The organism is Spelaeicoccus albus (assembly GCF_013409065.1).
Lineage (GTDB): Bacteria > Actinomycetota > Actinomycetes > Actinomycetales > Brevibacteriaceae > Spelaeicoccus > Spelaeicoccus albus.
Window position 1 is genome coordinate 260,172 of sequence record NZ_JACBZP010000001.1, and the last position, 25,791, is coordinate 285,962.

At 65.8% G+C, this 25,791-nt stretch carries 28 protein-coding genes and 1 tRNA gene; 11 read left to right on the forward strand and 18 right to left on the reverse strand.

Annotation, left to right across the window (positions count from 1 at the left end):
• Window positions 1–14: 14 nt before the first annotated feature.
• The 4 genes from htpX to BJY26_RS01230 all read left to right on the forward strand — a co-directional run bounded on the left by htpX (window position 15) and on the right by BJY26_RS01230 (window position 2,744).
• Entirely contained in the window at window positions 15–923 is a 909-nt protein-coding gene (htpX, locus tag BJY26_RS01215; protein ID WP_179424967.1) for a zinc metalloprotease HtpX, read from the forward strand.
• The gene (gene pspAB, locus BJY26_RS01220) at window positions 923–1,501 is read left to right on the forward strand and encodes a PspA-associated protein PspAB (protein WP_179424969.1); all 579 of its coding nucleotides are present in this window, start codon (window positions 923–925) and stop codon (window positions 1,499–1,501) included. The genes htpX and pspAB overlap by 1 nt, the downstream gene beginning before the upstream one ends.
• A gap of 64 nt (window positions 1,502–1,565) precedes the next feature.
• Complete coding sequence (locus BJY26_RS01225; RefSeq protein WP_179424971.1) at window positions 1,566–2,444, forward strand: siderophore-interacting protein; 879 nt, start codon at window positions 1,566–1,568, stop codon at window positions 2,442–2,444.
• A gap of 36 nt (window positions 2,445–2,480) precedes the next feature.
• The gene (locus tag BJY26_RS01230; protein WP_218852205.1) at window positions 2,481–2,744 is read left to right on the forward strand and encodes a MoaD/ThiS family protein; all 264 of its coding nucleotides are present in this window, start codon (window positions 2,481–2,483) and stop codon (window positions 2,742–2,744) included.
• Window positions 2,745–2,768: 24 nt separating this feature from the next.
• Here the strand turns inward: BJY26_RS01230 and BJY26_RS01235 are convergent, their stop codons facing one another.
• The 4 genes from BJY26_RS01235 to BJY26_RS01250 are packed head-to-tail and all read right to left on the reverse strand — an operon-like array spanning window position 2,769 to window position 5,917.
• Window positions 2,769–3,191: a molybdenum cofactor biosynthesis protein MoaE gene (locus tag BJY26_RS01235; RefSeq protein WP_179424975.1), complete on the reverse strand. Its 423-nt coding sequence runs from the start codon at window positions 3,189–3,191 to the stop codon at window positions 2,769–2,771.
• A complete protein-coding gene (locus BJY26_RS18895) occupies window positions 3,188–4,039 on the reverse strand; it encodes a DUF4031 domain-containing protein (protein WP_179424977.1) in 852 nt (283 codons plus the stop codon). Before BJY26_RS18895 ends, BJY26_RS01235 begins: the two co-directional genes overlap by 4 nt.
• 20 nt (window positions 4,040–4,059) lie before the next feature.
• Window positions 4,060–4,797, reverse strand: a complete 738-nt coding sequence (locus BJY26_RS01245; protein WP_179424979.1) for a hypothetical protein — start codon at window positions 4,795–4,797, stop codon at window positions 4,060–4,062.
• Window positions 4,798–4,840: 43 nt separating this feature from the next.
• Window positions 4,841–5,917 (reverse strand): aldo/keto reductase, encoded by a 1,077-nt coding sequence (locus tag BJY26_RS01250; RefSeq protein ID WP_179424981.1) that lies wholly within the window; start codon window positions 5,915–5,917, stop codon window positions 4,841–4,843.
• 61 nt (window positions 5,918–5,978) lie between these two features.
• On the opposite strand from BJY26_RS01250, the gene BJY26_RS01255 reads away from it, so the two are divergent.
• Window positions 5,979–6,647: a DUF1707 SHOCT-like domain-containing protein gene (locus BJY26_RS01255; RefSeq protein WP_179424983.1), complete on the forward strand. Its 669-nt coding sequence runs from the start codon at window positions 5,979–5,981 to the stop codon at window positions 6,645–6,647.
• 135 nt (window positions 6,648–6,782) lie between these two features.
• On the opposite strand, the gene groL is transcribed toward BJY26_RS01255, so the two are convergent.
• The 4 genes from groL to BJY26_RS01275 form a co-directional block, all read right to left on the reverse strand.
• Entirely contained in the window at window positions 6,783–8,411 is a 1,629-nt protein-coding gene (gene groL / locus BJY26_RS01260; RefSeq protein ID WP_179424985.1) for a chaperonin GroEL, read from the reverse strand.
• Between the two features lie 295 nt (window positions 8,412–8,706).
• Window positions 8,707–8,910: a cold-shock protein gene (locus BJY26_RS01265; protein WP_179429701.1), complete on the reverse strand. Its 204-nt coding sequence runs from the start codon at window positions 8,908–8,910 to the stop codon at window positions 8,707–8,709.
• Between the two features lie 272 nt (window positions 8,911–9,182).
• The gene (locus BJY26_RS01270) at window positions 9,183–9,788 is read right to left on the reverse strand and encodes a LytR C-terminal domain-containing protein (protein WP_179424987.1); all 606 of its coding nucleotides are present in this window, start codon (window positions 9,786–9,788) and stop codon (window positions 9,183–9,185) included.
• Window positions 9,788–10,084 (reverse strand): DUF3263 domain-containing protein, encoded by a 297-nt coding sequence (locus tag BJY26_RS01275; protein WP_179424989.1) that lies wholly within the window; start codon window positions 10,082–10,084, stop codon window positions 9,788–9,790. The genes BJY26_RS01270 and BJY26_RS01275 overlap by 1 nt, the downstream gene beginning before the upstream one ends.
• Before the next feature lie 128 nt (window positions 10,085–10,212).
• On the opposite strand from BJY26_RS01275, the gene BJY26_RS01280 reads away from it, so the two are divergent.
• Window positions 10,213–10,980: a 3-hydroxybutyrate dehydrogenase gene (locus BJY26_RS01280; RefSeq protein WP_179424991.1), complete on the forward strand. Its 768-nt coding sequence runs from the start codon at window positions 10,213–10,215 to the stop codon at window positions 10,978–10,980.
• Window positions 10,981–11,055: 75 nt separating this feature from the next.
• Here BJY26_RS01280 and BJY26_RS01285 read toward each other — a convergent pair whose 3' ends face one another.
• Together BJY26_RS01285 and mmsB are read right to left on the reverse strand one after the other, a co-directional pair.
• Window positions 11,056–12,522, reverse strand: a complete 1,467-nt coding sequence (locus tag BJY26_RS01285) for an aldehyde dehydrogenase family protein (protein WP_179424993.1) — start codon at window positions 12,520–12,522, stop codon at window positions 11,056–11,058.
• Between the two features lie 56 nt (window positions 12,523–12,578).
• Window positions 12,579–13,481: a 3-hydroxyisobutyrate dehydrogenase gene (gene mmsB, locus BJY26_RS01290; protein WP_179424995.1), complete on the reverse strand. Its 903-nt coding sequence runs from the start codon at window positions 13,479–13,481 to the stop codon at window positions 12,579–12,581.
• Window positions 13,482–13,704: 223 nt separating this feature from the next.
• On the opposite strand from mmsB, the gene BJY26_RS01295 reads away from it, so the two are divergent.
• Both BJY26_RS01295 and BJY26_RS01300 read left to right on the forward strand, forming a co-directional pair.
• Window positions 13,705–14,622 carry a LysR family transcriptional regulator gene (locus tag BJY26_RS01295; RefSeq protein WP_425326671.1) on the forward strand — a complete coding sequence of 306 codons (918 nt, stop codon included), beginning with the start codon at window positions 13,705–13,707 and terminating at the stop codon, window positions 14,620–14,622.
• A gap of 10 nt (window positions 14,623–14,632) precedes the next feature.
• Complete coding sequence (locus tag BJY26_RS01300; RefSeq protein ID WP_179424997.1) at window positions 14,633–15,316, forward strand: uracil-DNA glycosylase; 684 nt, start codon at window positions 14,633–14,635, stop codon at window positions 15,314–15,316.
• On the opposite strand, the gene BJY26_RS01305 is transcribed toward BJY26_RS01300, so the two are convergent.
• Both BJY26_RS01305 and BJY26_RS01310 read right to left on the reverse strand, forming a co-directional pair.
• Window positions 15,263–16,843 (reverse strand): threonine/serine exporter family protein, encoded by a 1,581-nt coding sequence (locus BJY26_RS01305; RefSeq protein WP_179424999.1) that lies wholly within the window; start codon window positions 16,841–16,843, stop codon window positions 15,263–15,265. The genes BJY26_RS01300 and BJY26_RS01305 overlap by 54 nt on opposite strands.
• A complete protein-coding gene (locus tag BJY26_RS01310; RefSeq protein ID WP_179425001.1) occupies window positions 16,840–18,066 on the reverse strand; it encodes an amidohydrolase in 1,227 nt (408 codons plus the stop codon). The genes BJY26_RS01305 and BJY26_RS01310 overlap by 4 nt, the downstream gene beginning before the upstream one ends.
• Before the next feature lie 148 nt (window positions 18,067–18,214).
• Between BJY26_RS01310 and BJY26_RS01315 the strand changes: the two genes are divergently transcribed.
• On the forward strand, window positions 18,215–19,360 hold the full coding sequence (locus BJY26_RS01315) for a hypothetical protein (RefSeq protein WP_179425003.1): 1,146 nt from the start codon (window positions 18,215–18,217) through the stop codon (window positions 19,358–19,360).
• Here BJY26_RS01315 and BJY26_RS01320 read toward each other — a convergent pair.
• A complete protein-coding gene (locus tag BJY26_RS01320) occupies window positions 19,289–19,474 on the reverse strand; it encodes a PspC domain-containing protein (protein WP_179425006.1) in 186 nt (61 codons plus the stop codon). The genes BJY26_RS01315 and BJY26_RS01320 overlap by 72 nt on opposite strands.
• A gap of 111 nt (window positions 19,475–19,585) precedes the next feature.
• Between BJY26_RS01320 and BJY26_RS01325 the strand changes: the two genes are divergently transcribed.
• On the forward strand, window positions 19,586–20,683 hold the full coding sequence (locus BJY26_RS01325) for a ketopantoate reductase family protein (protein WP_179425008.1): 1,098 nt from the start codon (window positions 19,586–19,588) through the stop codon (window positions 20,681–20,683).
• A 5-nt stretch (window positions 20,684–20,688) separates the two neighbouring features.
• Window positions 20,689–21,471 carry an SGNH/GDSL hydrolase family protein gene (locus BJY26_RS01330; RefSeq protein ID WP_237248849.1) on the forward strand — a complete coding sequence of 261 codons (783 nt, stop codon included), beginning with the start codon at window positions 20,689–20,691 and terminating at the stop codon, window positions 21,469–21,471.
• Here the strand turns inward: BJY26_RS01330 and BJY26_RS01335 are convergent.
• The 5 genes from BJY26_RS01335 to BJY26_RS01355 all read right to left on the reverse strand — a co-directional run bounded on the left by BJY26_RS01335 (window position 21,455) and on the right by BJY26_RS01355 (window position 25,741).
• Complete coding sequence (locus BJY26_RS01335) at window positions 21,455–21,958, reverse strand: DUF488 domain-containing protein (RefSeq protein WP_237248848.1); 504 nt, start codon at window positions 21,956–21,958, stop codon at window positions 21,455–21,457. The two genes, BJY26_RS01330 and BJY26_RS01335, sit on opposite strands and share 17 nt — an antisense overlap.
• A gap of 257 nt (window positions 21,959–22,215) precedes the next feature.
• Window positions 22,216–22,291: transfer RNA gene (locus BJY26_RS01340), tRNA-Thr, on the reverse strand.
• Window positions 22,292–22,403: 112 nt separating this feature from the next.
• Window positions 22,404–23,312 (reverse strand): DsbA family protein, encoded by a 909-nt coding sequence (locus BJY26_RS01345; RefSeq protein ID WP_179425010.1) that lies wholly within the window; start codon window positions 23,310–23,312, stop codon window positions 22,404–22,406.
• Window positions 23,313–23,352: 40 nt separating this feature from the next.
• Window positions 23,353–23,907 (reverse strand): hypothetical protein, encoded by a 555-nt coding sequence (locus tag BJY26_RS01350; protein ID WP_179425012.1) that lies wholly within the window; start codon window positions 23,905–23,907, stop codon window positions 23,353–23,355.
• A gap of 4 nt (window positions 23,908–23,911) precedes the next feature.
• On the reverse strand, window positions 23,912–25,741 hold the full coding sequence (locus tag BJY26_RS01355; RefSeq protein ID WP_179425014.1) for a serine/threonine-protein kinase: 1,830 nt from the start codon (window positions 25,739–25,741) through the stop codon (window positions 23,912–23,914).
• Between the last annotated feature and the right edge of the window lie 50 nt (window positions 25,742–25,791).

The window sequence follows — 25,791 nt, forward strand, 5'->3', positions numbered from 1 at the left end:
GAGAAACGGCGCTAATGGCAAAAACCAGGTACGGGCGAGATCTCGGGCTCAATTTCCGGATGGGAACCTCGATGTTCCTGCTCGGGCTCTTGTACGTCGTGCTGATACTGGCGATCTGGTTCCTCATGGGCAGAACAGTCGGCGGCGTCGTCCTCGCCCTCGTCATCAGCGTCGGCCTCTTCTGGGGCCAATGGTATTTCTCGGACAAGCTGGCCATGCGGGCCATGAACGCGCGAGTCGTGTCGCCGCAGCAAGCCCCCGAGCTGCACACCATCATCGATCGGCTCTGCCAGCTGGCGGACATGAAGAAGCCGGTCGTGGCCATTTCGAATTCGGACATGCCGAACGCGTTCGCCACCGGCCGCTCGCCGGAGAAATCGGTCGTGTGCGTGACGTCCGGGCTGCTGACCCGGTTGAGCGGCAAAGAGGTCGAAGCGGTGTTGTCGCACGAACTCTCGCACGTTGCGCACCGCGATGTCACGGTGATGACCATCGCCGGTATCAGCGGCGTCCTGGCCGGCCTGATGATGCGCTCGTGGATGTTCATGGGCGGGCGACGCGATAACAACCAGAACGGCATTCCGATCCAGTTGATCGTCGTGCTGGTCGGCGTCGTGGTGTACGCACTGTCGTTCCTGCTGATTCGCGTGCTTTCCCGGTACCGCGAACTGGCGGCGGACCGCTCGGGCGCCTACCTCACCGGCAACCCGAGCGAACTGGCCTCCGCCTTGGTCAAGGTCTCCGGCGAAATGGGCAAGATCCCGACGAAGGATCTGCGCAAGGTGGGCGCCTACAACCAGTTCTTCCTGGTGCCGGCGCTGCACGCCAGCGATATCAGCAAGCTGTTCTCCACCCACCCGCCGCTCGACAAGCGTCTCGAACAGCTCAGCAAGATCTCGGCCGAACTCGGACAGCAGCGCTGATGGGGTTCCTCGACGCGCTCCTGGGCCGCAGTAAACCCAAAAAGGCGAATCTCGACGACCTGTTCGCGCTGCCGGACGCCGCCATCACCTTGCAGGCGGCCACCCGTTTCACGCCCACCGGCAGCGGCTCGGTCTCGTACCGAAGCGTCGAGGGCAGCGCGTTTTCAACGACGCAGGATGACATCCAGGCGCTGCTCTCGCGCGATGTCGGCACGACTGTCACGCCGTCCGTCGACGACTATGGTTTCACCTGGTTGGTCGTCGAGCACGACGAGGCCGACGCCAGCGGCCTGGTGACCGATCTGCACGCCGTGAACACAAGTCTCGAATCGCAAGGGTTCGGACCGATGCTGTTGTGTTCGCTGATGTACTTCACGAATCCGAACGGGGACCGGCTCGCACTGGTCTACCTGTACAAGCGCGGCACTTTCTATCCGTTCATCCCCGTGAATGCCCGCAAGCAGCAGCGCAACAGCGCTTTGGAGTTGCAGGTGCGCGGCGTCTTGTCGTCCGATGTGCCGATTGAAAGCGATTTGTCCCGCTGGTCGCCGGTGTGGGGTGCGCCCGGTCTACAGTAGTGCGCCGGCAGGCGAACCGGACGCCGACGTCGCCGCACGAATTAGGATAACCTAAGCTGGACGAATGGTTGATAGTTCCCCCGCGTCCGTACCGCCTCGCAAGAAGCGACGTCTGACGCATCTGACGGTCACGCGGGTCTTTCCCGTGACCCCGCATATGATCCGGGTCGTGGCCGGCGGCGACGCGCTTGCCGACTTTCCCGATAACGGTTTCACCGACGCGTATGTGAAAGTGCTGTTCATGAAGGACGGCGTCGACTACCCCGATCCGCTCGACATGGAAGTCGTTCGCGCCGAGTACCCGCGCGAGCACCAGCCCGCCATGCGCACGTACACCGTGCGGTACCAGACCGCGACCGAGCTGACGCTGGATTTCGTGGTGCACGGGGACGAAGGCATCGCCGGGCCGTGGGCCGCCGGGGCGCGCGTCGGGGACGATCTCTATCTGCTCGGTCCCGGCGGGGCCTACGCCCCCGATCCGGCTGCCGATCGCCATCTGCTGGTCGGCGACGAATCCGCGCTGCCCGCCGTCCTGCGCGCGATCGAACAGTTACCCGAAGGCACCCGCGCCGAAGCCTTCATCGAGGTCGGGAGCGCGGAGGAGGAGCAGCCGATCGAGCCGCGGACGGGACTGACCGTGCATTGGTTCCATCGCGGCCCCGATGCTCCGGGCACTCATCTTGTTCCGGCCGTGAAGGCGGCCGACTGGCCCGGGGACGACGTGCACGCGTTCGTGCACGGCGAGGCCGGGTTCGTGCGAGACTTGCGCCGGTATCTGTTGTCCGAGCGCGGCATGGAGAAGGATCGGCTATCGATCTCCGGCTATTGGAAGTCCGGAAAGAACGACGAAGGATTCCGCGCCGACAAGCGAGCCGAGAAACAGGCGGAAAACCAGCCCGATGAGCGAGCCGAGACGAAGACCGAGACCGGAGCCCGCGGATAACGCTTCCATGGGATAATGGCCCCAGGAGGAAAAACGATGCTCATCAGGTATTTCGCTGCCGCGCGAGCCGCGGCCGGCAGCAGCGAGGAGACCCGTGCGCTCACGGGCCGGACCAGCCTGGCCGGTCTGCTTACCGAGCTGGCCGGGGCCAACGACAAGCTGGCGGACGTGATCCCGGCGTGCAGTTACCTTCTCAACGGGACGGCTGTGGCCCCGCGAGTCGCTTCGGACGCCGCGCAATCACCGCTCGTCGGCGACTCGGACACACTCGACGTGCTGCCGCCGTTCGCAGGCGGCTAGGCGCCGGCAACTAGGCACTGGCAACTAGGCACTGGCCACCCATTCGCTCGTGCCGTCGCCAAAGGTTTGGTGCTTCCACATCGGCAGCTCGGTCTTGACGACCTCGACGATTGCCTCTGCACAGTCGAACGCCTCGCGTCGGTGCGCCGACGACACGGCCACCACGAACGCCGGGTCGCCCACCGTCAACGATCCGTACCGGTGCGAGACCGCGACGGCATCGGCCGGATGCCGGGTCAGGCAGTCTTCAACGAGCCGGCGCAGCACCGTCTCCGCGGTCGGGTGGGCTTCATAGTCAAGACGGACGACGTGCCGGTCCTGGTCGTGATTGCGCACCACGCCGCAAAAGGTCACGACAGCACCCAGTCCGGGCCCTTCGACGAGGGCCGAATGCGATGCGGCGTCCAGCGGCTCGTCGACGACGGCGGCGCGCTTGACGGCGCTCACGGTCCGACCACCCGGACCGCGTCACCGGCTGCGTCGACGACGTCCCCGGGGTGGAGCTGGCGGCCGCGCCGGTCTTCCGTGTGCCCGTTGACGCTCACGCGGCCGTCCGCCAAGAACATCTTGGCTTCACTGCCGTCACCGATGAATCCTGCCAGTTTGAGCAGTTGCCCCAGCCGAATCGCCGAATCGCGGATTTGGACCTCGCGCGGGCCTGCCATATCGTGTCCCTCCCATTGAACGTCGCCGGGCACGCGAGCGTCCGGCACGGCAGACGGACCACCGGCCAGTACCGAGTTCCAGTGCACCCGGCCGAGCACCCATGCTCCGACGGGGTGTCGGTAGCTGCTGCGTCCGTCGATTGTCGACGACTCCAGATATACCGCACGCAAGCGCTCGTCCGCGCCGCAGGCATCACTCGTCAGTACTGCAACGTCAACGGCCGGTTCGAGGGCCTGGGCATGCTTGATAGCGTTCTCGACGTCGTCCGCGGCGAACACCGCCTCGTATCCGGGCGCCCGGACGCCGTCCGCATGCGTGAGAATGGCCGCCGCGAAGGCTTTGTCGCGCGAGCGATACCGGGGCTTGGCACTGCGCGGACGTTTTGCTCGCAGCCCGCTCGACATCAGGATGCGCACCATCGAGCGCGTGCCGACCCGTTCGGCCCCGGCATCGACGAGCGCGGCAAGTTGAGCGGCAGGCACGTCATAGTGGTCTCCGTCGAACGCGCGGGCCGGGATTCCGGTCGCGCCGGCAAATCGGTGCAGTTCGGCCATCGACCGGTCCGACACGAGGTGCGACCATTCGGTGCCGTGGGCCGGCCACAGCGGTTCATCGATGAAAATGCCCACGCCCCCATTATCGCAGGGACTCAACCGTTGCCGCGCGCAGTTCCGGGCGAAACGCTCGGATCACCGTTCGCGCCGTCCATCACGGCCGTCAGTAGTCCGGGCAGCGCGCCGCCCGCCGCATACGCGCCAAAATAGCCGGTCACGTAGCCGGCGAACGCCGAGCCGGCTCGCCAGTATTCAACGGACAGGGTGCCGGTGCCGACCAGAACGGTGCGGATGTCCGGCGGCGCTCCGACGGCGACGTGCAGGGCGTCGTCCGCACATGCCGGAAGGGGACGCGGCTGGGAGCCGGGGGGTGCCCAGTCGACGTCCCCGGCCGACGGACCGTGCTGCGGATTGAAAAAACACGGCGGACGGCGCGCGGGCAGCTGCTTGCCGCTCAGCCGAGCGCGAACGCACATCACCGAATAGCGCCCCCGTTCCAGGCATTCGGTGACACGGCGGATCTCAGCGGGTCCCGAGGCCTTGGCCAGCAGCGTGGCCGCGGCGTCGAGTGATTCGCGTGCGCTGTCGTATTCGCGCTGCGTGCCGGCCGACAGCATGCCGATGGCGGGGGCGTCCCGAAGCTCGGCGAGTTCGTGGGCGAACTCCTTGATGTCGTCTTCGGCGGCAGCGCTGACCAGCCCCAGGTCGATTGCGCGGCGGGCCGCGGCGTGCCTGGCGTTCCGCCAGTAGATCCCCACGATGAGGAGCCCGAGCAGTACGAGCACCACAATGAGAACCGCCACCACTTCTGACTCCTTTGCCCGTCGACTCACACCATTTTCGCGCGACAGTCTGAGCGAGGCCTGGGAGCGGGCGTCACAATTCGGACGAAGCCTCCCAGCCGCCGACTCCGGCCGCGGACGTCGCCGCATCGATCTCCGCCAGTTCGGCTTCCGTGAACTCGGTATTGTCCAGCGCGCCGAGATTTTCCTTCAGTTGCCCCACACTGGAGGCGCCGATGACGGCAGACGTCACGGTCGGCGTGCGCAGCACCCACGCCAGGGCCAGCTGCGCGAGTGTTTGTCCGCGGCGGGTGGCGATGTCGTTCAGGGCGCGCACGGCGTCCAGGTTCTCTTTCGTGAAGGTGTCGCCGCCAATGCTCGGTCGGTCGGTCGCGCGCGCCACGCCGTCCGCGCCGCCCAAATATTTGCCTGTCAAGAGCCCCTGGGCCAGCGGAGTGAAGACGATCGCGCCCATATCGCGATCGTCGAGTGTTGTCAGCAGCCCGTCTTCGACCCACCGGTTGAGCATGGAGTAGGCGGGCTGATGGATGATCAGCGGAGTGCCCAGATCGTCGGCGATCTTTTTGGCCTCGGCGGTCCGCTCGGCCGAATAGGACGAAATGCCTGCGTACATGGCCTTTCCCGAGGTGACTGCGGTGTGCAGCGCGCCGATCGTCTCTTCCAGCGGAGTATCCGCGTCGAAACGGTGCGAATAAAAGATGTCGACATAGTCGAGGTTCATCCGCGACAGCGACTCGTCGAGGCTGGTCAGCAGGTATTTGCGCGGCCCCAAACGCCCGTACGGGCCGGTCCACATGTCCCATCCGGCCTTCGTCGAGATGACCATCTCGTTACGGTACGGACGAAAATCCTTTGCCATCATCCGGCCGAAATTCTCTTCGGCCGATCCGTAGGGCGGTCCGTAGTTGTTTGCCAGATCAAAGTGGCTGATGCCGTGATCGAACGCGTAGCGCAGCACTTCCCGTTGAACGTCGAACGGCCGGTTGTCGCCGAAGTTGTACCACAGGCCGAGCGAGATGGGCGGCAGCAGGAGCCCGGAATTGCCGACGCGGCGGTACGAGAACCCCGCCCACCGGCTATTGTCTGCGACGTACGGGGCGCGGAAGTCGTCGTTCACGACTTCGAATCGGGCGCCATGTCCCGTTGGCATAAGCTTCTCTCTTTCTACGCGATGTAGCTCAATTCTGTCATGCGTGGAAGAATCAATAATAATGACGGAAGCTTCATCCGGCGACGTTTGGTCCCGGCTCAGCCGCGATCCGCGCGATCCCAGCGCGGCATCGTTGCGTGCCTCCGATCGGGACCGGGACGCCGTCGCTCAAGAGCTTGCGGACGCTTTCGCCGACGGTCGACTCGACCGCGAGGAATACGACGAGCGCAGCGATGCGGTGCTGCGCGCCAAGACCCTCGGCGACTTCCCGCCCATCCTGGCCGATCTGTCCCCGGCGGACGGAACGCCGGTACCGGCCAAGCCCTCGCACGACTTTCAGTCCCAAGCCGAACGGGACTACAAGCGAAGTTTCCGGCAGCGCCTGTCGGGGGCAATCGGCAGCTCGGCCATCACCACCGGGATCTGGGGAGCGAGTTCGATGGCGAGCGGTCATCTCGTTTTCTTTTGGCCGGTGTTCGTCGTTGTCGGCACCGGCGTCGGCGTCGTCACGACGTTGCTCAACAAGGGCGATCAGATCGATGCCCGCCGCGAACAGCTCGAACAAAAGGCGGACCGCAAGGCCATGGGGTCCGGCGCCGACCCCGATGACGACTCCTACCGCCACGGCCCCTACGGCCCCGGCTGGAACGGTCCGCACGGCGCCTGGTCGGGTCTGACGCGGGACGAACGCCGTCAACGTGCCCGCGATTGGCGCGACAACCGCCGCTGACCGCCGCCCACGAGGTCGTTCGTCCGCCACGGGGTCGGCAATGCAGCCCCGCGGCGGACAACCTACCCCGCGAACACGGCAAAGGGCCGGCCCCGGTTTCCCGGAGTCGGCCCTTTGCGTGTTGCGGAGAGCGGATTACATCATTCCGCCCATGCCGCCCATGTCACCGGGATCCCCGGCCGGGGCGGCCTTTTCCGGCTTGTCGGCGACCACTGCTTCGGTGGTCAGGAACAACCCGGCGATGGACGCGGCGTTCTGCAGAGCCGAACGCGTCACCTTGACCGGGTCATTGATGCCCGCGGCCAGCAGGTCCTCGAATTCGCCGGTCGCGGCGTTCAAGCCGTGTCCGGCCTGCAGCCCGCGAACCTTCTCGGCCACAACGCCCGGCTCGAGCCCGGCATTGAATGCGATCTGCTTCAGCGGAGCATCGATGGCGACCTTGACGATGTTCGCCCCCGTCGCTTCGTCGCCCTCGACCTGGAGACCGGCGAATGCCTTTTCTCCGGCCTGGATGAGAGCCACGCCGCCACCGGCGACGATGCCCTCTTCGACGGCGGCCTTCGCGTTACGGACGGCGTCTTCGATGCGGTGCTTGCGTTCCTTCAGCTCGACCTCGGTCGCGGCACCGGCCTTGATGACTGCCACGCCGCCGGCCAGCTTGGCCAAGCGTTCCTGCAGCTTCTCGCGGTCGTAATCCGAATCCGAGTTCTCGATCTCGGCGCGGATCTGCTGAACGCGTCCGGCGATCTCCTCGGCGTCACCGGCACCTTCGACGATGGTGGTCTCGTCCTTGGTGACAACGACCTTGCGGGCGGTGCCCAGGAGATCGACTGTGGCGTTTTCGAGCTTGAGGCCGACCTCTTCGGCGATGACCTGGCCACCGGTGAGGATGGCGATATCGGCCAGCTGCGCCTTGCGGCGGTCGCCGAAGCCCGGAGCCTTGACGGCAACCGACTTGAACGTGCCCTTGAGCTTGTTCACCACGAGGACGGCCAGGGCTTCGCCCTCGACGTCTTCCGCGATGATCATCAACGGCTTGCCCGACTGCTGAACCTTCTCGAGCACGGGCAGGAGATCCTTGACGTTGCTGACCTTCGAGTTGACGATCAGAATGTACGGATCTTCCAGCACCGTCTCCTGGCGCTCGGCGTCCGAGACGAAGTACTGCGAGATGTAGCCCTTGTCGAAGCGCATGCCTTCGGTGAGCTCGAGTTCGAGGCCGAACGTGTTCGACTCCTCGACAGTGACGACGCCTTCCTTGCCGACCTTGTCGATCGCTTCGGCGATCAGCTCGCCGATCGCCGGATCGCCTGCCGAGATACCGGCGGTCGCAGCGATCTGCTCCTTGGTCTCCACGGCGGTGGCGGACGCGAGAAGATCGGCAGTGACTGCTTCGACGGCCTTCTCGATGCCGCGCTTCAGGCTCAGCGGATCGGCGCCGGCAGCGACATTGCGCAGACCTTCGCGCACGAGCGCCTGTGCCAAAACCGTGGCGGTGGTGGTTCCGTCGCCCGCGACGTCATCGGTCTTCTTGGCAACTTCCTTGACGAGCTCGGCACCGATCTTCTCGTATGCCTCGTCGAGCTCGATTTCCTTGGCGATGGACACGCCGTCGTTGGTGATGGTGGGAGCTCCCCACTTCTTCTCCAAAACAACGTTGCGGCCGCGCGGGCCAAGCGTGACCTTGACGGCGTCGGCGAGGGTGTTCAGACCCCGCTCAAGACCGCGCCTGGCCTCTTCATTAAACGTAATCATCTTAGCCATGGTGGCTTGTCGTCCCTCCCGGTACCGGGTATGGATGGTGGACCCGATCCGAATGCCCGCGACGGTCGAACCGCCTCCGCGTCCGATCTCTTTACGGCCGCGAAGATCCAGCTCTCACTCAGATCAAGAATGTGGCACTCTCATAGCGAGAGTGCTAACTCTAGATTTAGCACTCTCCACCCGAGAGTGCAAGATGACGGAGACCGGAAAATGACGGAAAGCGCCACCCCGTCGATTACGGAGCGGCGCCCTCACCGTCGATGCGGCCGAATGCTCGGCTCCGGCTGCACTCGGCTCAGAACGGACGAACGGATTCGGCCTGCGGGCCCTTCTGTCCTTCTCCTACCTCGAATTCGACCTGCTGGCCTTCTTCGAGCGAACGATATCCGTCCATTTGAATCGACGACCAGTGGACGAAAACGTCCGAGCCGCCGCCTTCAACGGTGATGAATCCATATCCTTTTTCGGCATTGAACCATTTGACGGTTCCCTGGGCCATTTCTTGCTCCAATTTCACTACGGTCTTGCAATCCGGCTACCGGCCGGATCGGGTCTCACGCTCGCGCGGTCCGCGATGGTCCAACGTGCGGGCCAATCCGCCGGCCACCGTGAGGCGGCAAGACTTGAGGAGAGGGTGTGCTCATCGAACTGTTTGACCAGCACTCACTTTAACCGGGAAATTCGCCGTTTTTAGGGCGTAGATCACATCCCGCAACCAATCCGTTATATATCTGCGGCCCGCGCCAGAAGCAGATACCGGCCCGGCGCACGCTACTGCGAGTCCGAATAGTCCGATCCAAGAACGACTGTGACGGACGTGGCGAACTGCGTTGATTGCTCGACCTTCGTCGTCCCGAGTTTCTTGGCCAGTGCCTTGGCGGTCGGTTTCAAGTCCGCCGAGCTGTAGTAGACGGTCGTCGTATCTTGCGGGGTGCCGTAGTTTCCGGTCGAGCTGACCGACCAGCCGTCGTCGCGCAGCTTCTCGGAGGCACGTGCAGCCATTCCGGCGGTTGTCGTCGAGTTGAGCACCTGCACATTTTCCGACTTGTCGACGGCGGCGACGGGCGATTTGCTCGTGGACTTCGTCGCCGACGGTTTCTTCGAGCTCTTGCCGGACTTGCCGTTCTTGTCGCCGGCCTTACCGGAGTCGGATTTGCCGTTGTCCCCGGAGATCGCGGATTGCCGATCGGTACCGGCCTTGCCTGAATTCACGATGTTGACCACGGCGATCCCCAGCAGCGCCACCACCACGACGACTATCGCCACGAACACTATCGAGCTCACGCCGCCGAGTCTTGCGGATTTCTCCCGGTGCGTACCGCGACGATCCGAGTCGGTGACGTCGTCGAATTCGTCCGGCGGGTACTGCTGCGGCATTACGCCGTCCCGTGGCCCTGGCGACGCGCAGAGCGCTCACGCTGGCGGACGTCGCGCATGCGACGCAGCCGCTTGACGAGCATCGGATCGTGGCGAAGTGCGGCCGGCGAGTCGAGAAGCGAATTGAGAATTTGAAAATAGTTTGTCGCGCTCATCCCGAACTGATCACGGATGGCCTGTTCCTTGGCGCCGGCGTAACGCCACCATTGCCGTTCGAAGTCGAGAATCTGCTGGTCGCGCTCGGACAGCTCGCCGGATTCCGGGTCCGCCGGAACGTCACGGGTCGCTTGACTCATCGAATCTCCTTAAAAGCGCTCCTGCCGAGCTCATGCCGTCGGCACGATCATGTCCAGCCCCCATCGTAGGCGCGAATGACACCCGTGTCATTCTCATTCGAGCGGAAAGCGCCAGCTATTGTGAAGGCATGAGCGAATCAAGTTTATCCGGGCGGCATGCCATTGTGACGGGGGCGGCCGGCGGTATCGGCTCGGCGACGGCGCGTAAGATTGCCGAGCAAGGCGCGCACGTGACATTGGCGGACGTCAATGCCGAAGCGCTCGAACAGCTGTCGGGCGAACTCCGGGATGCCGGGCTGAGCGCGCAGACGTGGACAGTCGACCTGACCGATTCCGATGCTCTTGCGGCATTGACGCTGGACGCCGACATCCTCGTCAACAACGCCGGTTTGCAGCACATCGCTCCGCTGCACGAATTCCCGCCGGAGAAGTGGCAGCTGCTCCATCAAGTGATGCTCACTGCCCCGTTTTTGCTCATTCGCGCCGTCCTGCCGTCAATGTATGAGCGGGGGTGGGGCCGGATCGTCAACCTCTCCAGCGCGCACGGCTTGCGCGCCAGCGAGTTCAAGGGCGCCTATGTGGCCGCCAAACACGGCTTGGAAGGCCTATCGAAGACGACGGCGCTGGAGGGCGCGGAGCACGGCGTCACCAGTGTGTGCATCAATCCCGGATATGTACGCACACCGCTCATCGAATCGCAGATTGCCGGCCAGGCCAAGGCCCACGGCATTCCCGAGTCGCAAGTACTGAGCGACGTCATGTTGGCCACGCAGCCCCTCAAACGCCTTGCCGAGCCGGAAGAGATCGCGGACGCCGTCGCGTTCGCCTGCTCGTCGGCCGCCACCAATATGACCGGCAGCAATATTGTGCTCGACGGCGGCTGGACGGCTCGCTGACCCTCGCACGCGAGCGAGCGAGCACGGGCGGGCCGGGCACTTGGCGTGCCCGGCCCGCCATCCGCACAAAGCCGGCTACGCGAGCTTCACGTTGATCTGTTTGGTCTGCGTGAAGCCTTCGAGCATGCCTTCGACGGAAACCTCGCGACCGATGCCACTGGTCTTGAAACCGCCGTACGCCTGCCCGACGACCTGACCGCCGCCCTGGTTGACCTGCACCCAGCCGGAGTCGATCCGGTGGGCGGTCTTCAGCGCCGAGTCCAGGTTCTTGCTGAAGACGAACGCCGCCAGGCCGTAATGCGTGGCATTGGCCATTTCGACGACCTTGTCCTCGTCCTTCCACGGCAGCACCGCAAGCACCGGCCCGAAGATCTCTTCCTGAGCGATCCGCCAATCATTGCTGACTCGCGAGAGCACCTGCGGAGCGTGGTAGAAACCGGGCTCGCCGACCGTCAGCTTGTCGGCGCCGTCGTAGGCGACCTGCACGCCGTCCTGCGATTTGCCGTCCGCGATGTACTCGGCGATGCGGTCGTACTGCTTCTTGTTGATCACGGCGCCGATGTCGCTGGCTTCTTCACGCGGATCGCCGACCTTGAGCCCCGAGATCTTGTCGACCAGGCGTCCTAGGAAGTCGTCGTAGATGTCCTCGTGCAGGAACAAGCGCGACCCGGACGTGCAGCTTTGACCCTGCCGGGCGAACCGGGTGGCCAACAGCACTTGGTCGACGACGTCGTCCGTGCACGAATCGGGAAACACGATGGACGGCGACTTGCCGCCGAGTTCGAGCGAGCTGTGCGCCAGCCGGGCCCCCGCCTTTTGCGCGACGCCCCGTCCGATGAGAGTCGATCCGGTGAAGGACACCTTGTCGACGTCCGGATGCACGACGAGTTCCTCGCCGATCTCGGCACCGAGCCCCGTGACCACGTTCAGGACGCCGGGCGGCAACACCCGCTGGCAGATCTCGGCCATCTTGAGGATGGTCAGCGGGGCGTCCTCGGCCGCCTTGAGCACCATGGTGTTCCCGGCCGCAAGCGCTGCCGGGGTCTTGAAGCCGGCGATCATGAGCGGCGAGTTCCACGGCAAAATGCCGGCGACCACGCCGAGCGGCTGCCGGCGCGTGTATTGCAGCTGGTTGTCGCCGGCCGGGAGCACGGTGCCCTTGACCTCGCCGGCGACGCCGCCGAAGAACCGGAACAGGTCAATGAGCGTTTGCGACTCGGGGCGTGCCTGCGTACGCAGCGCATTCCCGGTATCCAAAGCCGTCAGTTGCGACAGATTCTCGGCTTCGCCCGCAAGTTCGTCGGCGACCGCGAGCAGCATCCGCTGGCGTTCCTTGAAGTGCAGGCCGGCCCAGGCCGGGTACGCCCGCCGGGCGGCCGCGACCGCACGGTCGGCATCTTCCTTGCCGGCGCGGGGCGTGCCGGCAATGACGACATTGCGATCGATCGGCGTGATGACGTCGATCCGGTCACCCGAAGCGGCTTCCACCCATTCGCCGCCGATCAACATTTTTTCGTGTGTCGGCGTGATATCCACTGTCATTGCTGTATCGCTTTCCTTGTCTTTCGCGTGTGCTCGTCCGGGCTATTCCCAGCGTCTCACTGGTTGCCGTCCATCGAACCGTCGACGAGCTTGACGATGGCCGAGCAGTCCTTGCCGCCCATGCCGGCGTCCGAGAGCTTCTGGAACATGCCCTGCACGTATTCGCCCAGATCGAGCGGCGTATCGGTCTGCTGCGCGGCGGCAATTGCCAGTCCGATGTCCTTATTGGCCAGGTCGGTGGTGAAGGTGGGATCGAAGTCGCGGTTCGACGCCGCAGTGTCGACGACGCCGGGAACCGGATACCAAGTGCGCAGCGCCCAGGAATCGCCCGACGAGACCCTGGCGATGTCCCAGAACGTCTGCTTGTCCAATCCGAGCCGGTCGGCAAGCACTGCGCCTTCACAGGTCGAGGCCAGGTTGATGAACAACATCAGATTGTTGCAAATCTTGGCGGCCTGCCCCGTGGTATCGCCGCCCGTGGCGATGATGTTGCCGGCCATCGGCTCGATGTACGGCTTGGCCTCGGCCACGTGGTCGTCGGCGCCGCCGACCATGAACGTCAGCGTTCCGGCTTCGGCCCCGGAAATACCGCCGGACACGGGAGCATCGATGAAGCGGAAGCCCTTGACGCGCGCTTCATCGTGCAGCGTCTGGCACGACTCGACGTCGATCGTCGAGCTGTCGATCAGCAACGTATCGGTTGAGGCGTGGGCAAAAATACCGTCGTCGCCCTGGTAGACCGCAAGCGCATGCTGCCCCTTGGGCAGCATCGTGAACACCACGTCTGCTCCGGCCACGGCCTCGGCGGAACTCGAGACGGCGACGACACCGTGCCGGACTGCTTCCTCCATTGCGGCCGGAACCAGGTCGAAGCCCTTGACGGTATGCCCGGCCTGCACGAGATTGGCGGTCATGGGGCCGCCCATATGGCCGAGTCCGACGAATCCGATAGTAGACATAGCTGACAAGCTCCTTCGCTTCACGGGATCGATTGCCCCTCGGGCGCCCGGATCCGCAGGATTGAGTGACTGGCTGCAGCCAAGCGTCGGCGCGACGTCCGGGGTGGACGACGGGCGTGACGCAGGCCACTTACCTGCTATCTTGTCCGACTATCCGCGCAGATGGAAGCGGTCCAACGATCAGTTTTCCGCACTGACGATGTGCAAAAATGCACATATGCCTATGTCGCCACCGTCCCCGAGGCGTCGAATCAGCGCCGACAACTTGCTGGTGCTGCTTGCCGTCGGTCGGCTCGGCCGGTTCACTTCGGCCGCCGAAAGCCTGGAACTCAATCACACGACAGTCTCCCGGCGCATTGCCGAACTCGAGGCGACGCTCGGCGGGCCGGTGCTGACCCGCACGTCCGGCGGGCTGGAGTTGACCGAATTGGGTCAGGAGGCTCTTGCCGCCGCCGAACAGGTCGAGGGCGCAGTTTCCGACCTGCGGCCGCGCCGCGACGGCACGTCGCGGTTGCAGGGCCTCGTGCGCGTATCGACCTCCGACGGGTTCGGCGCGCACGTCGCCGGTCCGGCCCTGGCACGCGTTCAGCGGCGGCATCCGCGCTTGTCCATCGAAATCGTCACTGCCACCCGGCGGGCGTCGCAATACAGGTCCGGGGTCGATTTGGAGATCATCGTCGGCGAACAACAGGTCTATCGTGCCGAATCGAGCAAGCTGACCGATTACACGCTCGCGCTCTACGCGACCCGCGAATACCTGGAGTCCGCCGGGACGCCGGCCACCGCGGCCGAGCTGGCCGACCACCCTCTCGTGTACTACATCGAATCCATGTTGCAGGTCGACGATCTGGACGCCATTCGCCGCGGAATCTCTTCACGCCGCGACTCGTTGACCAGCACGAACGTGTTCGTCCAGCTTGAGGCGACGCGTGCGGGCGCCGGTATCGGTCTGCTGCCGCGATTCATGGCCTCCCCTTGCACAGACCTCGTGCCGGTGCTGCCCGATGACGTGTCCTCGACCTTGTCGTTCTGGCTGGTCGCGCGGCGCGAATCGTTACGGCGGCCGGCCGTCGCGGCAGTGGTTTCCGGGCTGCGGGAGTACGTGGCCGACCATCAGCGGCTTCTCGTAGGCGAACGCTAAGGTGGACCGAATGAACCGGAAACCATTGCGGGACCTCGTCGATCCCGGCTGGGCCGCGGCGTTGGCCGGCGTCGAGACCACCGTGAGCGCCATGGGGGACTTTCTGCGCGCCGAAGTGGCGGCCGGGCACCGTTATCTGCCCGACGGCTCCAATGTGCTGCGAGCGTTCCAGCGGCCGCTTGCCGACGTGAAGGTGCTCATTGTCGGCCAGGATCCGTATCCGACTCCGGGCCACGCGGTCGGCCTGTCGTTCTCCGTCGACAGACGGGTGCGCCCGATCCCCCGAAGCCTTGCCAACATCTACACCGAGCTGCACTCCGACCTGGGCATCACGCCGCCGCAACACGGTGATCTTTCCGCATGGGCCGATCAGGGCGTGTTGCTGCTCAACAGGGTGCTCACGGTGCGCCCGGGGCAAGCGGCTTCGCATCGCCGCAAGGGCTGGGAGACGGTGACGGACGCCGCGATCCGCGCCGTCGCGGCCAGGGGCACCCCGCTGGTGGCCATCCTCTGGGGACGGGACGCCCAAAGCTTGACGCCGCTGTTGGAAGGCGTCGACCGGATCGCCTCGGTGCACCCCAGCCCGCTATCGGCCTCCCGCGGGTTCTTTGGCTCGCGGCCGTTCAGCCGGGCCAACGACTCACTCGTCCGACAAGGTGCCGGACCGATTGACTGGCGGCTTCCGGCGTCGTAGCGATTTGAGCATGCCCGGATTTGCCACAAAGGTTCCGAGTACCGACCCGATGCCGAGCGCCGCCGCCCACAGCAATGCGGCCACAAGAGTCGTCATACCGGTAGTCATCGACACGTGGGCGTTCGGCTGCGTCAGCTGGTAAATGCCCGTGAAGATTTTCAGGCCGGGCAGCAGCGGGAAGAGACCCGGAACTATGACGACCAACGCCGGCGCGTCGCGTCGATCGGTGACGATCCGGGCCAGTCCTGCCACGACGGCCGCGGCGATGGCCGCCACCAGAACGTTCCCCCAGTCCAGCAGTCCCAGGCTGATCCACACGATGTACCCGATCATCCCGATCAAACCGGACGGCACCACGAGTCGGCGCAACGACTGATTGCCGACGGCGCCGAGCACCGACACGACGAACGAGAGGATGATCGCCAGCAGCGACCGTGCCAGGGCGGGCGAACCGCGCCCGATCAGGACGTCGATCTCCTTCAGCCCAATGGCCTGTCCGATTGCCAGTCCGACGCCCACACCGGCCACGATGGCGGCAAGCACGACGAACACATTTACCAGGCGCCCGGCCGCCGTGATGGGGAACCCGCTGATGGCGTCCTGCACGGTACTGACGAAAGTGATTGTCGGCAACAGCAACATGATGCCCGCCGATACGACGAATTGCGGCCCCAACGGCACACCGAGCCGCGCCAGCGCCATGGCGACCGTCGTCGTGACAGCAGCGGTGGCCAATGCCACGAAGAAGTACGGGATGCCCGTCTTTTGCAGTTGCCGACCGACCAGCGACATGACGAACGTGATGATGGTGCCGACGGCCGCGCCGATCCATCCGCCGCCGATCAACACGGTAAGAGTTCCGGCCAGCACCGCCCACACGACCGTCACCAGCCACCTGTTGAACGGTTTGGGCTGGGCGATGATCGCATCGAGCCGAGCAGCGGCACCGACCTGATCGAGTTTGCCGGCCACCAAGTCGAGCACCAGACGGTGCACTGCGGCGAGCCGGCCGTAGTTGATGGACTCGCCGCGGTTCACGCCGAGCACCGTCAGCGGACGGCCGTCCGCAGTCGTATAGTGCACGATGATCGACTGATACGTCAGCTCCACGTCGAGGTCTTCCAGCCCGCATGCCGCGCAGGCCGCAATGATGCTGGTCTCGACGTCGAGATTGCTGGCGCCGGCGCGCAGCATGGTCTCCCCGAGGCGAAGCGCGAAGTCCAGCGTGATGCGTGCGTCGCTGTCGTCCGGCGCAGCCCGTTGCACCGGATGCGAGTACGGCGTGTTCCGCAGACGCTCCACGATGGGGATCGGCTGCGTGATCGGCGAATTGTCCGCAATGATCCTGTTGACGGCGCGCCTGGCGATCTTTTCGGCGCGCCTGGATTGCCGGTTCGACGTCGGCGCCGTTCCGATCAGGGGGCTCGGCCCGGTTTGCGCCCAGTCGTTGACCTGCGCATCGTCGACAGGTGCTTCCTCGACTTGCGCGTTCTCGGCCGTCTGAGGCTCGGAGTCCGACTCTGTCATACGCGGTAGGTCCCTGCCACGGATCCATCCGGATCCGCGGCGTCGTAGCGGTATACGCGGTTGCCGCCGATATACACCTCGCGTGCCCGGGACATGACGTCAAGCGGGTCGCCGTCCCACAGGACTATATCGGCGTCGCGGCCCGGGGTGAGTGAACCAATGCGATGGTCGAGACCCATCATGCGTGCCGGATTGATTGTCAACGCCCGCAACGCCTCGTCGTGCTCGAGCCCTTCCTTCATGGCCAACGCCGCCTGGTACACCAGGAAATCGATGGGGACGACGGGATGGTCGGTCGTGATGGCGATCCGGACGCCGGCGCCGGCCAGCGCGCCGGGAGTGCGCAGGTGACGGTTCCGCAGCTCGACCTTCGACCGACTCGTGAACAACGGACCGATGATGACGGGAATGTGTTTGTCGGCCAAATAATCGGCGATGAGGTGGCCTTCGGTGCCGTGGTTGACGACGAGCCGGTAGCCGAATTCTTCGGACAACCGCACCGCCGTGGCAATGTCGTCGGCGCGGTGCGTGTGCTGATCCCAGGCGAGTTCGCCGTCCAGCACGCGCACGAGAGTCTCCAGCCCGCCGTCCCGGGTGAACGGTTTGCCCTCCAGCTCCGCCGCATCTCGGGCCGAACGGTAGTCCTCGGCCGCACGGAACGCGTCGCGAATGACTGCCGCGGTCCCCATCCGGGTCGACGGCAGCTTCTTTTGCTCGCCGTACACGCGTTTCGGGTTCTCGCCCAAGGCGCTCTTCACGGAGACGGAGTCGCTGATGAGCATTTCATCGACAATGCGTCCCCACGTCTTGACCGCAACCGTCTGGCCACCGATCGGATTGCCGGATCCGGGCTTGATCAGGGCGGCGGTCACACCGCCGCGCAGCGCGTCGCGAAAGCCTTCGTCGGCAGGGTTGACGGCATCGATCGCTCGCAGCCGGGCGCCGTTCGGATCGGTCATCTCGTTGGTGTCGTCGCCGGCCCACCCGTCGGCCTCCTCATGGATGCCGACGTGCGCATGCGGTTCGAAGAATCCCGGCAACACCCAACGTCCTGCCGCGTTGACGACGTGGGCGTCGTCCGGAATCCGCACGTCCGCGCCGACCGCATCGACCTTGCCGTCGGTGACCAGGACGACGCCGCCGTCGATCGGGTCGGCGGGATTTCCGTGCTCGTCGGCGATAGGAAGAACGCGTCCGCCAGTGAAGGCCACAGTCGATGTCATGTGTTGCAAACTCCCGGTGATGGTCGAGGTGAATTGGTGTCGTCTTCAGCATAGTTTCACGCAGCCGGGAAGTCGCGCCGGACGCGCGGCAGCCGACGGCCAGGCAGCCGATTGGCGGCCACCCGTTCCGATCGGGTTTAGTTGATGTATGAGTTCACGGCGTTCCGCTGCCACCCCCGATGGCGCCTCCACCGGCGCTCGGGGCACTACGTCCGTCGCCCGATCCGCGACCGGGGCGCCCGCCGACCCGGGCGATCGCACCGGGTCGATAGTTTTTGCCATTTTGGCGATGCTGGTGGCCACGCTCACCATGATTCCGGCCGCCGATCTTGTGAAGGAAAGACTCTCCGGCGGTCTCGGCGGCGACGCGCATATCGTCCTACCGGTCATTGCCGCAGTGGTGTCGGGGATCGTGGTCGCCGCCGTTTTCGCGGTCAGCGTGCGCATGTCGGGCCTGGGCGTCATCATCGTGGGTGCGCTGCTGATCGCCGCCGGTATCGCGTTCTTGGCCGCGCCCGCCGCATTGATGAACGTCGACCCGGGCAGCGGCTACTGGCATGCCTTGAGCACCGGGTCGTCGTGGATCAGCATCAGCGGCGGTTTCCCGGCCGCCGGCGCCGTCGGAATCGGCATCGGGATCGGAGCGCATCAGCGGCGACGCGGACGAACTGCCGGGCCGGCCGGCATGTCCGTCGCCGGCGTCCTGCTGGCCATTGCCGGTTCGCTGTTCGTTGCGTACGCCGGAACGGGCAGCACGAAACCGGCGGTGTTCTTGCTCTCCGCAAAGGTCGGCGACGCCGAGTTGTACCGCCGGATGCTCTTCGAGCCGCACTATCTGACGTTATTGGCCGTGCTGGCCATTGGGCTGATCCTCTTGGTCGCGGCCGGCTCCATGGTGCGCTGGTCGGCGTGGTCGGCGATCGTCGCGGGCGCATTGGTGGAGATCCCGGTACTCGTGATGGTGATTCGGCCGGGGTGGATTATTTCGGGAAGCGGATCAATGCTGCACAGTGGAAGCGCCGGCACGAACATCGGCGAATTCATCTTGTTCGGCGGGCTCGGCCTGGTCGGCGTGGTGCTGCTCGGTGGCGGCGCGGGCACGTTGATGATCCGGCCCGCGCTTGCTCCGGACGACGCGGACGACGCGACGTCAGAGACCCCGACCGCAGCAGGTGGCGCCACGGCGTCCGGTGAACGGGGCGGCGCCGACGAGCCGTCCGACTCAGCGCTTGGCGGCGTTCGGGACGACGACCCAGAGCGCGATGTAGATGAGGAACTGCGGCCCCGGGAGTAAGCACGAGACGATGAACAACAGCCGGATGATTCCTGCGCTGATGCCGAACCGGTCGCCGAGACCGGCACAGACGCCGGCGATCCAGCGCCCGCGCTTGGGACGAACGAGTTCCATGGGAGCCCTCCTTGGTCAGGGTGCGGCCGCTTGCACGGCAATTACCCTCCCAGCTTGGCACGGCGGGGCGTTCGGCGCGACCAGTCGCCGGCGCGGTGGCAGACTGGAACGGTGAATCGCTACATCATCATCGGCGCCGGAGCTATCGGCGGAACCCTTGCTGCGCGGCTGACCGAACACGGCCGGGAGGTCGTTGCGGTGGCACGCGGCGAACACGGCAGGGCAATCGGCCGGCGCGGGCTGACCTTGCGCTCCCCCGACGACACAGTCACCGTCCGGCCGAAAGTGGCGGCGTCGCCGTCCGAGGTGCGCCTCAGAACGTCCGACGTGCTCGTCCTTGCGGTAAAAACGCAGCAGGCCGGCGCAGCGCTGGCCGAATGGGCGGACGTGCGCGTCGTGAACGAGACGGGCGACGACATCGGCGCGGCCGGCGATCTGCTGCCGATCGCGACGGCGCTCAACGGAGTGCACGCCGATGAGCTCGCGGCACGATACTTCACGACTGTGATCGCGGCGTGCGTGCTGTTACCGGCGGTCTTCCTGCAGCCCGGCGAGGTCATGGTCCGCGTCGCGCCGGTCAGCGGCGGGTTCATCGTGGGAAGTCCGTTGCCGGGCCCGCTCGGGATCGATGAGGCGGCGTCGACGGCCGTCGAGACGATCCGGCGCGACTGGACGTCCGCCACGTTCGAAGTGCTTCCCGTGCCCAACGTGATGGATTGGAAGTACACAAAGCTCGTGTCCAACCTGGCCAATGCGCCGCAAGCCCTGCTCGGCCCCGACTCGGACGAGCTCTCCGCGATCGTCGAGTTGGCGAGCACGGAAGGTGCGAGGGTGCTGGACGAGGCCGGCATCGCCCGCGTGAGCGGAGCCGAACGCGAACGGATGCGAACTTTCATCTCCGGCGTGCGGCCGGTGCCGGGCCAGCCCGATTCGATCGGAGGATCGACGTGGCAATCCCTGAGGCGCGGCACGGCCCTCGAATCCGATTTCCTGAACGGCGAGATCGTGGCGGTCGCCCATCGGCACGGCAGACGCGCGCCGGTGAACGCCGCCTTGGCACGGCTTGCGCGGACTGCGTCGGCACGCGGACTTCGCCCGGGCCAGACCAGCGCAGCGGCGATTCGTGCGGCGATCGGCGAGGCGGCCGGCGCCGAGACGGCCGGCCGTGCCGACTCGGGTTCGGCCGCCGCGCCGCCGGTGGCAGACTAGGGATCGTGACCTTTTCCAGTTTTGTCGCCCTCGGCGATTCTTTCAGCGAAGGATTGAACGACCCCGCGCCGGGAGGCGATCCGGACCGGTTCCGCGGATGGGCGGACCGGCTGGCCGAAATGCTCGTCGTGTCGCCGGTCGGCTCCCCGGCCTTGCGGTACGCGAACCTGGCCGTCCGCGGAAAACTCCTTGCGTCGATAGTCGACGACCAAGTGCCGCGTGCAGCCGAGCTCGCCCCGGACCTCGTGACGCTGTGCGCGGGCGGCAACGACTGCATCCGGCCGGCCGCCGATCCGGACGAGCTTGCCGCACGGCTCGACGACGCCGTCCAGACCCTGCAGGCCGCCGGCTGCACGGTCATGCTGGCAAATGGGTTCGATACGCGAATGACGCCGCTGCTCAAGGCCCTGCGCGGACGGGTCGGCGTCTACAACGCGAACATGTGGACTATCGCTGGGCGTCGCGGCGCACTCATGCTCGATCTGTGGGGATTGCAGTCCATCCAGGATCTGCGGCTCTGGTCCGATGACAGGCTGCATCTGACCTCGGAGGGCCACGAGCTCGTGGCCCGTCGTGCCCTGGCCGTGCTCGAAGGCAGGACCGCCGAGGACGACGAGCTGCCGCCGGCACGGCCGCCGCGCCCGCTGCGTCAAGCGGTCACCGAGGAGGCACACTGGGTTCGCGAGCACTTGGCGCCGTGGGTGGGCCGCCGGCTGCGCGGCCGTTCCTCCGGCGACGGGCGCTCGCCCAAGCTTCCGGAACTGACGCGGGTCACGCCGGATAAGTGACTGTCTGCCCGTCCACGCGGGCGAACTTGGTCAGCGACGCCTCGTGCGGGCCGTTGTCCATCAAATGCCGGACGTCGTAGCCGCGGGCGATCAGCGCATCGGTGACCATCCGCCGGTGGCAGCGCCACCACACGGCTTCGGCGCACATGATTGACACCGTGTGATCGCGGGTCAAGGCGGTCAGCTCGTCCATTCCCTCGGCGAAAGTCGTCGTCTGCATCCAGTCGGCGTATCCGCGAAATGCGGGATGTTCCCAGGCGGCATTGGTGTCCTCGCCGGTGACCTTGCGTCGTCCGCCGAGTTTTTCGCCGAGCCAGACGTAGCCGCCGTCCCATCGCTCCGCCAGCTTGTCGCGGGCCCATTGCGGGTTCTTCCGCGACGACGGGAACGAGCGGATGTCGGCCACCAGATCGACTCCCGCGCCGGCGAGCATGCGTTCCACGTCCTCGACGGAACGCGTCGAGTGTCCGATCGTGTAGACGACCACCGGTACTCCCCTCCGTCGTCTCACGCCCACCGTACGCGTCGTGCCTCCGGCTGCCGCACGGAGCCGGTTGAACTCTCAAGCTTTCTGGGGAATTGCACAACCCGTGATGCACAATGGACGTAGCGTGAACCCGGCGATATCGGGGGGATATTTTCGGAGTTTGCGCTTGCCGCGCCCCACGATCCGCATGTGGGGCGCGGTTTCGGCGTTTCGGCCGAAATCCGCCGCACGAGCGGGCAGAGCTGCCGGCCACGCTGTGGAGCCGACTGTCGGGTTCGAACCGACGACCTTCGCTTTACAAGAGCGGTGCTCTACCAGCTGAGCTAAGTCGGCGTGCATCGGGCACAACGTAGATCGTAAACCACTGCCCGCATCATTCGCACATTCCGTCCGGCGGCGGGGCGCTTCTACGCCCCGCCGCACGCACGGCCATGTGCACTCGCGCTTACTTCGAGTCGTCCAATGCGCCCGCGGCCTTAAGCACCTTGATCGAGAACTTGTTCGCGTCCTGCCAGGTCTTGCCGCTGACTTCCTTGCCGTTCAACAGCACTGTCGGCGTAGCCGAAATCTTCTTCAGCGCCTGCGACGTGTTGTATGCGACGGACTTTTTGAAAAATTCGCCCGAGATGCATTTCGCCACCGTCGGATTCTTTCCCTTGGCCGACGTGTCGATCTTCTTGTTCACATCGACGCCGGCGCTCTTGATGCCGGCGATCAGTTGCTGATCGGTCATCCCGTGCCCGTTCTCTTCGGGCTGCTTGCCGAACATCGTGGTTAGCGTGTGCATGTACTTCTTTGGCTGGCTGTCGGCCACGCAGCCCATCGCATTGGCAGCGCGCGAAGAGTACCTGTTGCCGTTCGAGGAATCGTCCAAGAACGCAATGGGCCGGTATTCGACTGCGACGTTTCCGGTTTTGGCCCAGTGCTGGATGTGCGCGCCGTTGATTTGTTCAAAGCTCTTGCACACCGGACATTGCAGGTCGAGGTAGACCACCAGGTGCGCAGCACCTTTTTTGAGCGTCTTCGAGTTCGCCGGCTCGAGACTCTTCGGCACGTCCTTGTTCTTGGTGCCCGGCGGCGCGATAGGCGTGTCACCCTTGCCGAAGGTGATTCCTCCGTCCACGTAGGTGCTCGGCGTGACGGACGGCGAGGACACGTGCCCCTTCGGTGCATCGGTCTGACTGGTGGCCACGATGACGACTATCACCACTGCTACTGCCACGATCAGCGCAACAACGCCGCCTCGCAGCCAGATCTTGGAGGCGCGTTCCTTGCGCGCCTGGACTTCTGCGATCCGGCGGGCTTGCTCGCGCGCGGAGGCGCGGTTGTTCTTATTGGATTTTCCTGACGGCATATGAGGTCCTTACGAGCGTGAAAAGTTTGACGGAACTGTTTCAGGCGCAAAGAGGCGGCCCGCGCATCCCGCACGGTTCGCACCGAACCAGGCGCGTCCGGGTAGCGGGTTCGCGGTACGAAGCTCGGCGGGGTCCGCAAATGCCGGACGGCGTGTCCGCAAGTGCCAGCAGCCTGCGCCAGATCTCCCCGCGAGACAATGCCGCAGCAAACCGGCAAGCCCGGGCCGCACGCGCCGACGTGCCGGCATAGATCAGCCCGATGCACGCCGCGCCGATCAGCAGCCAGACCATCAGAGCGGCGAAATCGCCGCCGGGCGTTACCTCCTCGGCCGGACAATCCGGCGACACGCTGACGATCGCCAGCGCAATCCCTGCGCGGGCCAGGCGGCCGGCCAAGTACACGCACCGTGTCGCGTGGTCGATGCCGGCAACCGCGACGAGCCGTAACCCGACTTGCACGGCGGCGGCGACAACCGCCGCCGAAAACACCATGCGAAGCAGACGGGCCCGAATCCGCTGCGCGCGTTCGCGCGGCGCACCGAACGGCTGCGCATCGTGCGAACGGTCGCGGCGCGACGCGGAATAGGCGGACACGGCCCTAGCGTACGTTGCTAACTTGAGAAATCATCACAAACGGGTTGATGCCTACCGGCCACCAGGTCGGTTCCGAACCGCCGAGCGCCAGTCCGGCAGCGATCACCGCGATGGCCAAGAACGCACCGGCCAGCACGAAGCGCCCCCACGATCCGGGCGAGCACGTCCGGACGATCGCGCGGCTGCCGTCCCGCAGCCGGTTTCCGCCCGGGCCCCACCAGGCGACGATCAGGATGATGAACGCCGAGCATGCGAGAGTCCCGGGAGTGAGGAATTCGCTGGGAACGGTGCCCGATCCCAAGAACCACACGATGGCGGCCGCGGCAGTCCCGGCGATCGCCGGCAGGATGGACGTGAACACTGTCGTGATGATGCTCAGGATGAACGATCCGGGGATCGATCCGATTGTCGCCATCGTTCCGGCCGACCCTTGCGCGTACCGGCGCCACCGGCGAAGCTGCCATGCGCGGCCGACGGTGCGCGCCAGCAGTGACCAGGCCAGCACGGCCACCAGCACGATGCCGGGCCCGAGCGTGAACGCCATGATCACCGCGGCAAAGAGCGCGGCAACGGTGCCGCTGCGTCGCGGCGGCATGGGCGGCGGCCCGAGGAACTGCTGCTGCGCCGGAAACTGCCGCGGATCCTGATACGGGTATTGGCCCGGATACGGAGCCGGATATTGGGCCTGAGCCGGGTAGTGACCGGTGGGCCGGCCGGCCTCGTCGTACGCCGGATCATGCTGGTCGTATCCGAGGCCGCGCACATCGCCCGGGCTCGCGGTGGCACCGGGGTTCGCCGCCGGCATGGCGCGGGTCATTCCGTCGCTCCCGCCGGCCCCGGACGCCGGCCGTGCCACGGGGTTCGCCGCCGGGGCCGCCTCGGTGAGTGCTTCGGAGGGGGAACCGGACGGCGTCGCGATCGCCGCCGCCGCCACCGTGGGAGCCTCGCCCGGCCCGCCGGACGCCGGAGAGACGGTCGTTGGCGCGTCGTCCGGCCCGTCGCCAGCCGCCGACCGGTCCGGCGTCGGGAGGTCCGGCATCCGGCCCGATTCGATATCGACGAGCCCGCCCAGAATCGCGTCGCCGTTCGGTCGGCGCGCGGGCTCCGGATCCAAACACGCCCGCAGGAGCCCGCGGAATCGTTCCGGCGCCCCCTCGAGGTCGGGGTCGCCGCCTTGTACCCGGCCCAGGATGGCCTCGATCGGCCCGGAACCGAACGGATTGCGTCCCGTCGCGGCAAACGCCATGACAGCTCCCCAGCCCCACCAGTCGGTCGCCGGCGTCGACGGATTGCCGGCCGCGACCTCGGGGCTCAAATACCCCGGCGTGCCCATGACGAGCCCGGTGGCGGTGATCTGCACGTCGTCCGCGGCCTGCGCGATACCGAAATCGATCACTACCGGTTCGCCGTCCAGAAGCATCACGTTTGCCGGCTTCAGGTCGCGGTGAACGACGTCGACGGCGTGCACGGCCGACAGCGCATCCAGCAGCCCGTGGCCCAAATGGACGAGCTCGGCCTCGCTGAACGGGCCGCTCTCGCCGACGTCCGCCGACAGCGAAGGTCCCGGCACATACTGTGTGACGAGGAACGGCGTCTCGGCGTCCAGCTCGGCATCGATCACCTCGGCGACTCGCGGATGCCGGACCTTTTGCAGCGTGTGCACCTCCCGGGCCAGCCGGCGCCGCGCCTCGGGGTCGATGGCGACGTGCGGATGCAATACCTTGATGGCCACCTGGTTGCCGGCAGCGTCGATGGCACGGTGCACGACACCCATTCCGCCCTGGCCCAGGCACTCGCACACCTGATATCCGTCGATTGAAGAAACTCCCGTCACACCGTCTACGGTACGCGAACGCGTTAGAGTCGACAGTGCGAAAGTAGGTG